Consider the following 12823-nt stretch of genomic DNA (forward strand, 5'->3'; position numbering starts at 1 on the left):
GGTGCGGGCACCGGTGGCTACGGCGCACAGGGTTCCGCGGGCTCCGGCTCGGCTGTCGGCGGCAACGCCGGTGGTTCCGGTGTGCAGGGTCCCGTGGGAACCGGCTCCGCCGGCGGCGGCTTCGGTCCCGACAGCCCCGCCGGGAACGCCCCCTCCAGCGACCCCTCCGGTCCCGGCTTCGGCGCCGGAAAGGCGGCCGCCGCCCGTGCCGCACAGGCTCAGGCGGGCCAGGCGGGCACCGGCACCGGGGCGCCCGCCTCCGCCTCCACGGCTCTCTCCGGGCCCCAGCAGTCCGCCCCCGGCGTCCCCCAGCAGCCCGGCCCGGCGCAGCCGCAGGGGGCCGCCGTAGGCACGCCCATGGCTGCCGGGCCCGGTGGCGGGCAGCCGTCCTGGGCGCAGCAGGTGCACCGGCTGGCCGGGGACGAGGAAGCGCCCGTGGCGCCCTGGAAGCCGCCCGTCGAGGACGTGTTCCAGGCGGCGGCCCGGCGGCAGTCGGCGGCGCGGCCCGCCGGGCTCGGCAAGCGGCTGGTCGCGCGGCTGATCGACACCATCGTGCTCGGCGCGGTCACCGCGGCGGCCGCCGTACCGCTGGGCACCAAGGCCGTGGACCACCTCAACGAGAAGATCGACGCGGCCAAGCTCTCCGGCCGTACCGAGACGGTCTGGCTGCTGGACGGCACCACGTCCGCCTACCTGGGCATCGTCCTCGCCGTACTCCTCCTCTTCGGCGTCCTGTACGAGGCGCTGCCCACCGCCAAGTGGGGCCGCACCCTCGGCAAGAAGCTCTGCGGGATCGAGGTCCGCGGGATCGAGAGCCACGAGCCGCCCGGCTTCGGCGGGGCGCTGCGCCGCTGGCTCGTCTACAGCGTCCCGGGGCTGCTCGGCATCGGGATCGTCGGCGTCGCCTGGTGTCTGTTCGACCGGCCCTGGCATCAGTGCTGGCACGACAAGGCAGCACATACGTTCGTAGCGGCATAGAGGTATACGGCATCCGGGGTACCTGATTCCGTACCCCGGACGGCCGCTCGCCGGATGCGGAGGCGGGCGGTTCGCGGTCGACTCGGCCCATGAGCACCGAACCGCCTCCGGGCTCCGGCCAGCAGCCGCCGGAAGACGACCCGTTCAGGAAGCAGCCCCCTCCTGGCCAGGGATCGGGCTCACCGTACGACCAGTCCTACGGGAACCAGCCTCCGCAGCCTCCTCCGTACGGCGGCGGTGGCGGTGACCCCTACGGCGGCGGCTCCTACCCCAGCGACCCGCTCGCCGGCATGCCCCCGCTCGCCGACAGCGGCCGCCGCACGCTGGCCCGGATCATCGACCTGATCCTCGTCGGCGTCATCGTCTGGCTGGTCACCTGGGCCTTCGGCGTCCACGAGTACGACGTCGGCTCCAACGGCGCGTCGTACGCCAAGTCGCTGGGGCAGTCGCTCATCGCGGCCGTGCTCTACATCGGCTACGACACCGTGATGATGGCCAAGTCGGGGCAGACGCTCGGCAAGAAGTGGCTGGGCCTGCGGGTCGCGAACCTCGACAACGGGTCGACGCCGTCCGTGCAGACCAATCTGATCCGCGCGGCGGTGCTGTGGATCCCGTTCGCGTTCTGCTGCGCCTGCATCTGGACGGCGATCTGCGGTGGCTGGAGCTTCTTCGACAAGCCGTACAAGCAGGGTCTGCACGACAAGGCCGCCAAGACCGTGGTGGTCAGCACGCGTTGACGTGACCGGTGGTCAACACCCGGGGCGCACACAGCGATCGGCGGGTCCGTGGTCAACGGACCCGCCGATTCGCGTAGTCGAGCTTGAGACCGAGCTTGGGCTTGTGCTTGGTCTAGGGAGTGCTCCGCTCCCGTACCGGCTCCGCGGACGCGGACGACGCGGCAGCGGAAACGGTCTCCCGCCGTACCGGCACGGGCACCCGCTGCTGTTGCGGAACGACGGGAGCGGCGGTCTGGGGGGCGGCCTGGGCGGCTATGGCGGTGCGGGTCCTGGGCTGCGGCACCGTCAGGGAGACGAGCAGCCCGAGGGCGAGTGCGGCGCACGCGATGACCGCGATGCCCAGACCCGAGTTCGTCTGTGACAGCAGCAGCATGGCGAGGGTCGAGAAGATCACGGTGAACGAACCGTAGGCGAGCTGTGCGGCGGTCGGACGAGGCATGGCAATCGAGTCCTCGTTAGGCGATGGAGGGGAGCCCGTGAAACGGGGGTGCGACAAGGATGTCGGCCTGGCTTTCCGCCGGTTCCGGGCGTTCCGCCAATCGACTCTATTCGCCTGCATGCCCGAGTGGAACGTGCAGTAAGCATGACCTAACACACAGCTCCGGAGCATGGGGGGCGCACGGAGTCATACCGTCCACCAAGTGGACGGATGTACGCGCCTGTTGAGGGAGGCGCGAGTCGCCCGTGCGTGTCCGTAAAGCGGACCCCCGCTTCGCATAGTGCACTTGTCCTGCTCAAGTCAAGGTCTGTCTTTTCCCGTAAACCTCTAGTCAAATAACGTCACTTGACTATCACGCGTACACCGCGCGCGGACCTTCCATGACTTCCAGGACCCCCCTTCCGCGCGGTCGGGTGCGCAGGGGAGGACCTCAAGTGACCAGCAGACCCTGGACGTTCAGAGCGGCCGCGGTGGGCGTGGCCCTCGCGGCGGCCACCGCCACGTTCTCGACGTTCGCCGTGGCGGAGGCCGACACCTCGGCCAAGGCCACCACTGTCGACCGGCACGACCCGGCACCGGTCGCACAGAAGGAGCACGACCTCGACGGCCCGCTGAGCAAGACGCAGGACGCGCAGCACCAAGAGGCCCTGAACCAGGTCATATCCGGCAAGGCGTCGGTCAAGGACCGCAACGGCTCGCAGGTCGTCCAGCTCAAGAGCAAGGGCGGCGGCAAGAGCAAGTACGTCGAGCTGGGCCGCGAGAAGACCGACAAGATCTTCACGATCCTGGTCGAGTTCGGCGACCAGGTCGACAGCCGCTACGGCGGCACCGTCGGCCCGCTGCACAACCAGATAGCCGCGCCCGACCGGGCGAAGGACAACTCGACGGCCTGGCAGGCGGATTACAACCAGGCGCACTTCCAGGACCTGTACTTCGGCACCGGCAAGAACACCGAGTCGCTCAAGAAGTACTACGAGAAGCAGTCCTCGGGCCGCTACTCGGTCGAGGGCGAGGTCACCGACTGGGTCAAGGTCCCCTACAACGAGGCCCGTTACGGCTCCAACAAGGCCTCCACCGGCGCCTGGTACGCCGTGCAGGACGGCGTCAACGCCTGGGTCGCCCAGCGCGAGGCCGCGGGTGACACGGCCGCCGAGATCAAGACGGAGCTGGCCCAGTTCGACCAGTGGGACCGCTACGACTACGACGGCGACGGCAACTTCAACGAGCCCGACGGCTACATCGACCACTTCCAGATCGTGCACGCCGGTGAGGACGAGTCCGCGGGCGGCGGCGCGCAGGGCGAGGACGCGATCTGGGCCCACCGCTGGTACGCCTTCGGCACCGACGCCGGCTCCACAGGGCCGGGCACCAACAAGCTCGGCGGCACCCAGGTCGGCGACACCGGCATCTGGGTCGGCGACTACACCATCCAGCCGGAGAACGGCGGACTCGGCGTCTACGCCCACGAGTACGGCCACGACCTCGGCCTGCCCGACGAGTACGACACCGCGGGCGGCGAGAACTCCACCGGCTTCTGGACGCTGATGTCGTCCGGCTCCTGGCTCGGCACCGGCAAGGAGGCCATCGGCGACCTGCCCGGCGACATGAACGCCTGGGACAAGCTCCAACTGGGCTGGCTGGACTACGACATCGCCAAGGCCGGCACCAAGTCGAAGCACACGCTGGGCGTCGCGGAGTACAACACCAAGAACCCCCAGGCGCTCGTGGTGCAGTTGCCCGAGAAGGAGGTCACCACCGACGTCGTCGCCCCGGCGCAGGGCGCCACCCAGTGGTGGAGCGGCAGCGGCAACAGCCTGAGCAACACCCTTTCCCGCACAGTGGACTTGACGGGCAAGTCGTCCGCCGCGCTCACGCTGGACGGCTGGTACGACGCCGAGCAGGACTACGACTACCTCTACACCGAGGTGTCCACCGACGGCGGCACGAACTGGACCCCGATCGACGGCACCCTGGCCGACGGCTCCGCCATCCCGCGTGACGGCAGCGGCAACCCGGCCCTCACCGGCACGGCGGCGGCGTACCAGAAGCTGACGTACCCGCTGGACGCCTACGCGGGCCAGAAGATCGACGTCCGCTTCCGCTACCAGACCGACAGCGGTGTGGCGCAGAAGGGCTTCACGGCCGACGAGATCACCGTGACCGCCGACGGTGCCGCCCTCTTCTCCGACAACGCCGAGACGGCCGACCCCGCGTGGACGGCCAAGGGCTTCACCCGTATCGGCGCGTCCTTCGCGGACGACTACCCGCAGTACTACATCGCCGAGAACCGTCAATACGTGTCGTACGACAAGGTGTTGAAGGTCGGCCCGTACAACTTCGGCTTCTCGGCGACCCGTCCGGACTGGGTGGAGCATTACGCCTACCAGAACGGCCTGTTGATCTGGAAGTGGGACACCTCGCAGGCGGACGACAACACCAGCGAGCACCCCGGTGAGGGTCTGATCCTGCCGGTCGACTCCCACCCGACGCAGCTGAAGTGGTCCGACGGCACGCTGATGCGCAACCGCATCCAGGCCTACGACTCGCCCTTCGGCCTGGACCGCACGGACTCGATGACGCTGCACAGCGCGGACGTCGCCACCAAGATCAAGTCGCAGCCGGGTGTGCCGGTCTTCGACGACGGCAGGTCGACCTACTACGACACGTCGAACCCGACAGCCGGTGTCAAGATCACTGACACCAACACCCGGATCAAGATCGTCAAGGAGTCGCACGACGGCTCGACGGTGAGCCTCCAGGTCGGCCCTTCGGCGAAGTAGTCGGTAAAAGCGCAGGTCAGAAGCGTATCGGCGGTGACCCCCTGGCGGGTCGCCGCCGATCCGTGTTTAGGTGCGTCCTGTGCTTGGCTTATTGACACCGACCTCGACCTCGACCCGCCAGGGGGTGTGACCGCATTGTCCGCAGGAGGTTTCTGCAGGCTGCCGACCGGCAGCGTGGTGGTGGCGTTGAACCTGCCCAGACCCAGCGCCCAGGGCGACGGCTGCGTCCGCGTTCTCGTCCACGCACGCAACCGCGCCCGGGCCCTGACCCGGCTCCGCAACCTCGGAATGCGGGCCGTCTACCTGCGCGGCAACGCGGAGCCGCCGACCCCGGACGAGATCACGGCCGTCCTGCACCACCCCGACGGCCTGATATGGCGCACGGCGCCTGCGCCTGACAACGCTGTCGTGATCCCCGGCCCGGAACTGCCGCAGGAGCTGTGGCATCCGATCAGGGCGCTGCTGCGGAGGCCTCCGGCGGCTGCGTGAGGGGTTGTGCCTTGCCTGCGGCTCGGTGGGGGCTGGTCGCGCAGTTCCCCGCGCCCCTTGAAGGCAGCCCCTGCGGGGCGTGCCGCCGCGAGGGCGCCGCAGACCAACCGACGGCGCTCAGTGCGGTAGCTACGCGCCGAAACAGCCGCGCCCCGGACGGGGCGCGGGGCTGTATCGATGTGCGGCTCCGCCGCGTGGGCGCGACCAGCCCCCACCGGCCCGCGGGTAAAGAACCGCTAGACGACAGGCTTCCCGGTCAACTCCACACCCGCTGAACGCAGTTCCTCCAGCGCACGGTCCGTGGACTCCTTGGCCACCCCGGCCGTGAGATCGAGCAACACCTGCGTACGAAACCCTTCCCGCACGGCATCCAGCGCGGTCGCCTTCACGCAGTGGTCGGTCGCGATCCCGACGACGTCCACCTCGTCGATCTCCCGCGCCCGCAACCAGTCCCCGAGCGACACCCCGTTCTCGTCGTGCCCCTCGAACCCGCTGTACGCCGCCGCGTACGCCCCCTTGTCGAACACGGCGTCGATCGCCCCGGAGGCGACCGCGGGCGCGAAGTTCGGGTGGAACCCGACCCCCTCCGTGCCCGCGACACAGTGCGCGGGCCAGGAACGGGCGTAGTCGGGGTTGTCGGCGAAGTGGCCGCCGGGCGCGATGTGGTGGTCGCGGGTGGCCACGACGTGCCGGTACCCGGCGGGAGCCTGCCCGATCAGCTCGGTGACGGCGGCGGCCACATCCGCACCCCCGGCCACCGCGAGACTGCCTCCCTCGCAGAAGTCGTTCTGCACGTCAACGACGATCAAGGCGCGGCGCATGGTGGTGTCCTTCGACGAAGAGTGAGATTCGAGCCTAGAGACTCCGGCGGTACTACGGGAGGGCGCACCCGGGATTTTCGGGTCCGTCTTACCTGTCGGTCCTGTCTCGGTCGGCGGACCTGTCCTGGCTACCCGACCGCAGATGCACGTACTCCGTAGGAATCACGGCCTCCCCACGCGACAACTGGGTCGCCGACAACGGCAGGTTGCCCCGAGCGACCGCATGCCGGTCCCGTACGACGTCCAGCGGCTCGCGCGCGACGACCTCGCCGCCCTTGACCAGCTCGACGAGCAGCTGCCGGTCGGCCAGCTCGGCCGGGACCGCCCCGGTGCCGATCACCTCGGCCTCCGCGACCCCGTCGCCGTCCAGCCGCCGTGCCGCCCACTTGCGCCCGCCGATCGACGTCTTGCCGCCGCTGGACTTCTTCGCGACCGGCACGAGCGGCGCCTTCGGGTCGGCGGACTCGGCACGCGCGACCAGCTTGTAGACCATCGAGCAGGTCGGGTGCCCGGACCCGGTCACCAGCTGGGTGCCGACGCCGTACGCGTCCACCGGCGCCGCCGCCAGCGAGGCGATGGCGTACTCGTCGAGGTCGGAGGTCACGATGATCTTCGTGTTGACGGCGCCCAGCTCGTCCAGCTGCTGCCGCACCCGGTGCGCGACGAGCAGCAGGTCGCCGGAGTCGATGCGGACGGCGCCCAGTTCGGGCCCGGCGACCTCGACCGCCGTACGGACGGCCTCGGTGACGTCGTAGGTGTCGACGAGCAGGGTGGTGTTGCGGCCGAGCGAGTCCACCTGGGCCTGGAACGCGTCGCGTTCGTTGTCGTGGAGCAGGGTGAAGGCGTGCGCGGAGGTGCCGACGGTCGGGATGCCGTAGCGGAAACCGGCCGCGAGGTCGGAGGTGGTGGCGAAGCCGCCGACGTAGGCGGCGCGGGAGGCGGCGACGGCGGCCAGCTCGTGGGTGCGGCGGGCGCCCATCTCGATCAGCGGGCGGTCCCCGGCGGCGGAGGCCATGCGGGAGGCGGCGGCCGCGATCGCGGAGTCGTGGTTGAAGATGGAGAGGATCACCGTCTCCAGGAGCACGCACTCGGCGAACGAGCCCTCGACGCGCATGATCGGCGAGCCCGGGAAGTACACCTCGCCCTCCGGGTAGCCCCAGACGTCACCCCTGAAGCGGTAGGCGGCGAGCCACTCCAGGGTCTCCTCGTTGACGACGTTCCGCTCGCGCAGGAAGTCGAGGACGCCCGCGTCGAACCGGAAGTTCTCCACCGCGTCCAGGACGCGTCCGGTGCCCGCGACGACGCCGTAGCGGCGCCCCTCCGGCAGCCGGCGGGTGAAGACCTCGAAGACCGAACGCCGGTCGGCCGTCCCCGCTTTGAGGGCGGCCTGCAGCATCGTCAGCTCGTAGTGGTCGGTGAAGAGCGCCGTCGAGGGAACGTCCACCGGCAGCCCAAGGTCCGCTACGTCCACTGAACTCTCCTGGTCGTGATTTTCCGGGTCCCCCGAGGTCCGCCGGGGGTCCGGGGGTTGTCCCCCGGTGTGTGCCGCATGGCAAGGGATGGTACTCCCATCTCGTCACTCTGACGATTTGTGGGGTCCATTTGTGCGGGCACCCCCTTGTGGTGGCAGCATGGGCCGTGTGACGTCACCCGCACCCCTGGAGATCGAACGGACCGAGTCGGCGGAGGAGGTGTTCGCCGTACCCGAGCCGGACGTCCCCTGGGTCACGATCGTGCACAACGACCCGGTCAACCTCATGAGCTACGTCGCGTACGTCTTCCAGACGTACTTCGGCTACTCCAAGGACAAGGCCCACAAGCTCATGCTCGACGTCCACCACAAGGGCCGCGCGGTCGTCTCCAGCGGAAGCCGCGAGGAGATGGAGCGCGACGTGCAGGCGATGCACGGCTACGGTCTGTGGGCCACCCTCCAGCAGGACCGGAAGTAGCGACCCATCCCGATGCCAGGACACTTCGAACCGCTCCCCGGCGGCGGCGCGGCCGTCGCGCTCGACGACGTCGAGATCTCCATCATCCGGTCGCTGGCCGTCCAGCTCCTTGAGCTGATCGGCCCCGGCCCGGGCGAGGACGCCTCCGACGACCCGCTCGCCGAACTCTTCGCCGAGGGCCCGAGCGAACCGCCCGCCGACCCGGTGCTCCGGCGCCTGTTCCCGGACGCGTACACCGACCCGGAGCAGGCCCCCGACTCCCCGCAGGACGCGGAGGAACGGATGGCGCACTCCGCCGAGTTCCGCCGCTTCACCGAGAACGACCTCAGGGCCGGCAAGCGCGAGAACGCCCTCGCGGTGGTCCGCACCCTCGACTCGCTGACCCCCGGCGGCGACGGCGGCGCGATCCTCAAGCTCACCGCCGAGGAGTCCCGGCAGTGGCTCGGCTCGCTCAACGACCTGCGCCTGGCGATCGGTTCACGCCTCGACATCACCGACGAGGACGACACCGACGACCTCTACCGGCTCCCGGACGAGGACCCGCGCAAGCCGATGGTGATGGCGTATCTCTGGCTGGGCGGCCTCCAGGAGACGCTGGTCAGCACCCTGATGCGCTGACCGCGACGGCCGCCGTCCCGGTCCCTCGGAGTCCGACCGGAGTTCGCTCAGAGGACGCTCAAATCCGAATAACGATCACGTCACCGCGACGGCCAGGAATGCTGGCCGTCGCTCCTTTTTGTCCGCTTCTTCCTGTGGTGTGCGCCACAGATGCCCCCTTCGATCAAGATTGCGACCGTGATAAATCTTCACGACCGCCCGGCGGACGCCACCCATGTCCCGCCGGGTTCGCCATGCGGCCGACGGACCTCGGCCGGGCAGCTCCAGTCCATGGGGGGATTCGGAGAAAGGCGCACCACACATGACCTCCGCTCAGGTCGAGACGGACAAGACCCCTGAGGAGGGGTACGAGCGCGGGCTCGGCAGCCGTCAGGTCCAGATGATCGCGATCGGCGGCGCCGTCGGCGTCGGACTGTTCCTGGGGGCCGGCGCGAACATCGCCAAGGCCGGTCCCAGCCTCATCTTCATGTACGCCCTCGCGGGCGTGATCATCTTCTTCATCATGCGGGCACTGGGCGAACTGCTCCTGTACCGCCCGGTGTCGGGCTCCTTCGCGGAGTACTCGCGCGAGTTCCTCGGCCCGTTCTTCGGCTACTTCACGGCCTGGACGTACTGGCTGATGTGGGTGGTGACCGGTATGGCCGAACTCACCGCCGCCGCCATCTACGTCAACTACTGGTTCCCCGCCGTCTCCCAGTGGGTGACCGCACTCGCCTTCCTGGTCATCCTCTTCGTGGCCAACCTGATCTCGGTGAAGCTGTTCGGCGAGATCGAGTTCTGGTTCTCGATGGTCAAGGTCACCGCGCTCATCGGCATGATCGTGATCGGCCTGGGCGTCCTCACCTTCGGCTTCAGCAGCGCCGGCGACACCGCCTCCGTCGCCAACCTCTGGCAGTTCGACGGCTTCTTCCCCAAGGGCATCGGCTCCTCCCTGATGACCCTCCAGGGCGTCATGTTCGCCTACCTGGCGGTCGAGCTGGTCGGCGTCACCGCGGGCGAGTCCGAGAACCCGGAGAAGACCCTCCCCAAGGCGATCAACACCCTCCCGTGGCGCATCGCCCTCTTCTACGTCGGCGCCCTCACGGTCATCCTCTGCGTCGTCAAGTGGACCGAATTCGCCCCGGGCGTCAGCCCGTTCGTCGAGGCGTTCGCGAAGATCGGCATCCCGGCGGGCGCCGGCATCGTCAACTTCGTGGTCCTCACGGCGGCCCTCTCCTCCTGCAACTCGGGCATGTACTCCACGGGCCGCATGCTCCGCACCCTCGCGGACAACGGCGAGGCTCCGAAGGCCTTCAGCAGGCTCTCCGCCTCCAAGACCCCGGCGACCGGCATCACGATCTCCGTCGCCTTCATGGGCATCGGCGTGGTCCTCAACTACGTCGTCCCGGAGAAGGCGTTCGGCTACGTCACCTCGGTCGCCACCGCCGCCGGCATCTGGACCTGGCTGATGATCCTGATCAGCCACGTCCTCTACCGCCGCGCGGTCGACGCGGGCCGCCTCCCGGCCTCGCCCTTCCCGGCCCCGGGCGGCGCGAAGTTCTCCTACGTGGCCATCGCGTTCCTGCTCTTCGTCACGGGCCTCATCGCCTACGACCCCGACTCCCGGGTCTGTCTCTACGTGATGGCGGGCTGGACCATCGCCCTGGCCGCCGGCTGGTTCGCCCTCAGGTCCCGCAACCCGCAGATCACCGAGCGCCGCGCCCCGCAGTTCGAAAAGGTCGGCTGATCACTCGCTCTCACCATGTGGGCCGTCCTGTACCACCACTCGGTACAGGGCGGCCCTTCTGCTTATCCTGACGACCATGCCGACCCTGACCATCACCCAGGCCCTCTTCGACCAGATCGTCGCCCACGCGCGCGCGGACCACCCCGACGAGGCGTGCGGAGTCGTCGCGGGCCCGGTGGGCGAGGGCCGCCCCGAGCGCTTCGTCCCGATGCTGAACGCGGCCCGGTCGCCCACGTTCTACGAGTTCGACTCGCAGGACCTGCTGAAGCTCTACCGCGACATGGACGACCGCGACGAGGAGCCGGTGATCATCTACCACTCCCACACCGCGACCGAGGCCTACCCCTCCCGCACCGACATCTCCTACGCCAACGAACCCGGCGCCCACTACGTCCTCGTCTCCACCGCCGACTCCGACGAGGCGGGACCCTTCCAGTTCCGCTCGTACCAGATCCTGGAGGGCGAGGTCACGGAGGAGGACGTCAAGGTGGTGGAGTCGTACTGATCCGGTCCTGATCTCGTACTCCGGATGAAATCCGTCCGAAGTGTGAGATCCCCTACCGAGGACCGGACAGGGAATCGATACGATGAGCCCATGGTTCTTCTCGACGTGAGCGACAAGGCGCCGGGCACGCTGCTCGTGGCGCGGCTGCACGTCGACCTGTGCAGGCTCAGCAGCGCCATCTGTTGACCCGCGCGCAGTCGCCGTACGGCCGTGCGCCGGGGCGCGCCCATGCTCGTGCCGCGCGCCCACCGAGACCAGACCCCTCCCGCTTCCGACAGGAGCCCCTTGCCATGGCCATCGAGGTCCGCATCCCCACCATCCTCCGCACCTACACCGGCGGCGAGAAGGCCGTCGAGGGTGCCGGTGAGAACCTCGCCGCGCTCTTCGCCGACCTCGAAACCCGGCACGCGGGCATCCAGGCCCGCATCGTGGACGGCGGCGAACTGCGCCGCTTCGTCAACGTGTACCTGAACGACGAGGACGTCCGCTTCCTCGACGGCATCAACACGAAGCTGTCGGACGGCGACAACGTCACGATCCTGCCGGCCGTCGCCGGCGGCATGCGCTAAGGCCCGCTGACCGCTGATGCGTTACGACTCCCCGCTGGCCGCGGTGGGCAACACCCCTCTGGTGCGCCTGCCGCGGCTCTCGCCGTCCACCGACGTCCGCATCTGGGCCAAGCTGGAGGACCGCAATCCGACCGGCTCGGTCAAGGACCGCCCGGCCCTGCACATGATCGAACAGGCGGAGAAGGACGGCCGCCTCACCCCCGGCTGCACCATCCTGGAGCCGACCTCGGGCAACACCGGCATCTCCCTCGCCATGGCGGCGAAGCTCAAGGGCTACCGCATGGTCTGCGTGATGCCCGAGAACACCTCCCAGGAACGCCGTGACCTGCTCAACATGTGGGGCGCGGACATCATCCCCAGCCCCGCGGCGGGCGGCTCCAACACGGCAGTCCGCGTGGCCAAGGAACTCTCCGCCGAACACCCGGACTGGGTGATGCTCTACCAGTACGGCAACCCGGACAACGCGGGCGCCCACTACGCGACGACGGGCCCGGAGATCCTCACCGACCTCCCGTCGATCACCCACTTCGTGGCAGGCCTGGGCACCACGGGCACGCTCATGGGCGTGGGCCGCTACCTGCGCGAGAACAAGCCGGACGTAAAGATCGTCGCCGCGGAACCCCGCTACGACGACCTCGTCTACGGCCTCCGCAACCTCGACGAGGGCTTCGTCCCCGAGCTCTACGACGCCTCCGTCCTCACCACCCGCTTCTCGGTCGGCTCAGCCGACGCGGTCACCCGAACCCGAGAACTCCTCCAACAGGAGGGCATCTTCGCCGGCGTCTCCACCGGCGCGGCCCTCCACGCGGCAATCGGCGTGGGCAAGAAGGCCGTAGCAGCGGGGGAGACCGCCGACATCGCCTTCGTGGTGGCGGACGGCGGCTGGAAGTACCTGTCGACAGGCGTCTACACGGCGGCAACGACAGAAGAGGCGATCGCGACGCTGCAGGGCCAACTCTGGGCCTGATTCCAGGGGGCCAGGGCCGAACGCCCTGTCTTTTAGGGGCGCGGGGCTGTATCGATGTGCGGCTCCGCCGCGTTGGCGAGACCAGCCACAACGGACCCGCACCCGAAAACGCACCCTTCAGCCGGTGAGGTGACGGACCTGATCCCAAAGGACCGGGTCCACCACCCCAACCCTCCGCCGAAACTCAGACACCGACACCTTCCGCAACTCGTCGGTCTCCAAATAACTGGCCCGCCCCCGCGCAT

General features: G+C 69.2%; 14 protein-coding genes and 1 pseudogene. 11 read left to right on the plus strand and 4 right to left on the minus strand.

All coding sequences use genetic code 11. The features are described from left to right. Both AC31A1_RS33650 and AC31A1_RS33655 read left to right on the plus strand, forming a co-directional pair. On the plus strand, nucleotides 1–978 hold a 978-nt coding region (locus AC31A1_RS33650; protein WP_489656943.1), incomplete at its 5' end, for an RDD family protein. A gap of 89 nt (nucleotides 979–1067) precedes the next feature. Beyond that, a complete protein-coding gene (locus AC31A1_RS33655; protein ID WP_489656944.1) occupies nucleotides 1068–1715 on the plus strand; it encodes an RDD family protein in 648 nt (215 codons plus the stop codon). A 112-nt stretch (nucleotides 1716–1827) separates the two neighbouring features. Here the strand turns inward: AC31A1_RS33655 and AC31A1_RS33660 are convergent, their stop codons facing one another. Further along, complete coding sequence (locus tag AC31A1_RS33660) at nucleotides 1828–2154, minus strand: hypothetical protein (protein ID WP_489656945.1); 327 nt, start codon at nucleotides 2152–2154, stop codon at nucleotides 1828–1830. Between the two features lie 434 nt (nucleotides 2155–2588). Here AC31A1_RS33660 and AC31A1_RS33665 point away from each other — a divergent pair, with 434 nt between their 5' ends. Then, nucleotides 2589–4934 (plus strand): immune inhibitor A domain-containing protein, encoded by a 2346-nt coding sequence (locus AC31A1_RS33665; RefSeq protein ID WP_489656946.1) that lies wholly within the window; start codon nucleotides 2589–2591, stop codon nucleotides 4932–4934. Between the two features lie 135 nt (nucleotides 4935–5069). Continuing rightward, nucleotides 5070–5423 (plus strand): hypothetical protein, encoded by a 354-nt coding sequence (locus tag AC31A1_RS33670; RefSeq protein ID WP_393762102.1) that lies wholly within the window; start codon nucleotides 5070–5072, stop codon nucleotides 5421–5423. Nucleotides 5424–5659: 236 nt separating this feature from the next. Here the strand turns inward: AC31A1_RS33670 and AC31A1_RS33675 are convergent, their stop codons facing one another. Together AC31A1_RS33675 and AC31A1_RS33680 are read right to left on the minus strand one after the other, a co-directional pair. Then, nucleotides 5660–6244 carry an isochorismatase family protein gene (locus tag AC31A1_RS33675; RefSeq protein WP_489656947.1) on the minus strand — a complete coding sequence of 195 codons (585 nt, stop codon included), beginning with the start codon at nucleotides 6242–6244 and terminating at the stop codon, nucleotides 5660–5662. Between the two features lie 88 nt (nucleotides 6245–6332). Beyond that, complete coding sequence (locus tag AC31A1_RS33680; RefSeq protein ID WP_489656948.1) at nucleotides 6333–7715, minus strand: nicotinate phosphoribosyltransferase; 1383 nt, start codon at nucleotides 7713–7715, stop codon at nucleotides 6333–6335. 160 nt (nucleotides 7716–7875) lie between these two features. On the opposite strand from AC31A1_RS33680, the gene clpS reads away from it, so the two are divergent. The 7 genes from clpS (at nucleotide 7876) to AC31A1_RS33715 (ending at nucleotide 12578) form a co-directional block, all read left to right on the plus strand. After that, the gene (gene clpS / locus AC31A1_RS33685; RefSeq protein ID WP_019056726.1) at nucleotides 7876–8193 is read left to right on the plus strand and encodes an ATP-dependent Clp protease adapter ClpS; all 318 of its coding nucleotides are present in this window, start codon (nucleotides 7876–7878) and stop codon (nucleotides 8191–8193) included. Nucleotides 8194–8205: 12 nt separating this feature from the next. After that, nucleotides 8206–8811 (plus strand): DUF2017 domain-containing protein, encoded by a 606-nt coding sequence (locus AC31A1_RS33690; protein WP_489656949.1) that lies wholly within the window; start codon nucleotides 8206–8208, stop codon nucleotides 8809–8811. 301 nt (nucleotides 8812–9112) lie between these two features. Beyond that, nucleotides 9113–10537, plus strand: coding sequence for an amino acid permease (locus AC31A1_RS33695; RefSeq protein ID WP_489656950.1), 1425 nt, complete (start codon nucleotides 9113–9115; stop codon nucleotides 10535–10537). 76 nt (nucleotides 10538–10613) lie between these two features. Then, nucleotides 10614–11042 carry a M67 family metallopeptidase gene (locus AC31A1_RS33700; protein ID WP_489656951.1) on the plus strand — a complete coding sequence of 143 codons (429 nt, stop codon included), beginning with the start codon at nucleotides 10614–10616 and terminating at the stop codon, nucleotides 11040–11042. Between the two features lie 90 nt (nucleotides 11043–11132). Next, on the plus strand, nucleotides 11133–11228 hold the full coding sequence (locus tag AC31A1_RS33705) for a putative leader peptide (RefSeq protein WP_019056721.1): 96 nt from the start codon (nucleotides 11133–11135) through the stop codon (nucleotides 11226–11228). 104 nt (nucleotides 11229–11332) lie between these two features. Beyond that, the gene (locus AC31A1_RS33710; protein ID WP_033286046.1) at nucleotides 11333–11611 is read left to right on the plus strand and encodes a MoaD/ThiS family protein; all 279 of its coding nucleotides are present in this window, start codon (nucleotides 11333–11335) and stop codon (nucleotides 11609–11611) included. 16 nt (nucleotides 11612–11627) lie between these two features. After that, a complete protein-coding gene (locus AC31A1_RS33715) occupies nucleotides 11628–12578 on the plus strand; it encodes a PLP-dependent cysteine synthase family protein (protein ID WP_489656952.1) in 951 nt (316 codons plus the stop codon). 117 nt (nucleotides 12579–12695) lie between these two features. On the opposite strand, the pseudogene AC31A1_RS33720 reads toward AC31A1_RS33715, so the two are convergent. After that, nucleotides 12696–12823: pseudogene (locus AC31A1_RS33720) on the minus strand (type II toxin-antitoxin system PemK/MazF family toxin); the annotation flags it as partial.

It is taken from the genome of Streptomyces sp. P5F9 (genome assembly GCF_057961495.1).

Excerpts from the sequence above, each read along its gene's own strand:
- AC31A1_RS33700 (WP_489656951.1), top strand. The coding sequence starts at position 10,614 with ATGCCGACCCTGACCATCACCCAGGCCCTCTTCGACCAGATCGTCGCC.
- AC31A1_RS33675 (WP_489656947.1), bottom strand. The coding sequence starts at position 6,244 with ATGCGCCGCGCCTTGATCGTCGTTGACGTGCAGAACGACTTCTGCGAG.
- AC31A1_RS33705 (WP_019056721.1), top strand. The coding sequence starts at position 11,133 with ATGGTTCTTCTCGACGTGAGCGACAAGGCGCCGGGCACGCTGCTCGTG.
- AC31A1_RS33655 (WP_489656944.1), top strand. The coding sequence starts at position 1,068 with ATGAGCACCGAACCGCCTCCGGGCTCCGGCCAGCAGCCGCCGGAAGAC.
- AC31A1_RS33715 (WP_489656952.1), top strand. The coding sequence starts at position 11,628 with ATGCGTTACGACTCCCCGCTGGCCGCGGTGGGCAACACCCCTCTGGTG.
- AC31A1_RS33695 (WP_489656950.1), top strand. The coding sequence starts at position 9,113 with ATGACCTCCGCTCAGGTCGAGACGGACAAGACCCCTGAGGAGGGGTAC.
- clpS (WP_019056726.1), top strand. The coding sequence starts at position 7,876 with ATGGGCCGTGTGACGTCACCCGCACCCCTGGAGATCGAACGGACCGAG.
- AC31A1_RS33690 (WP_489656949.1), top strand. The coding sequence starts at position 8,206 with ATGCCAGGACACTTCGAACCGCTCCCCGGCGGCGGCGCGGCCGTCGCG.
- AC31A1_RS33710 (WP_033286046.1), top strand. The coding sequence starts at position 11,333 with ATGGCCATCGAGGTCCGCATCCCCACCATCCTCCGCACCTACACCGGC.
- AC31A1_RS33660 (WP_489656945.1), bottom strand. The coding sequence starts at position 2,154 with ATGCCTCGTCCGACCGCCGCACAGCTCGCCTACGGTTCGTTCACCGTG.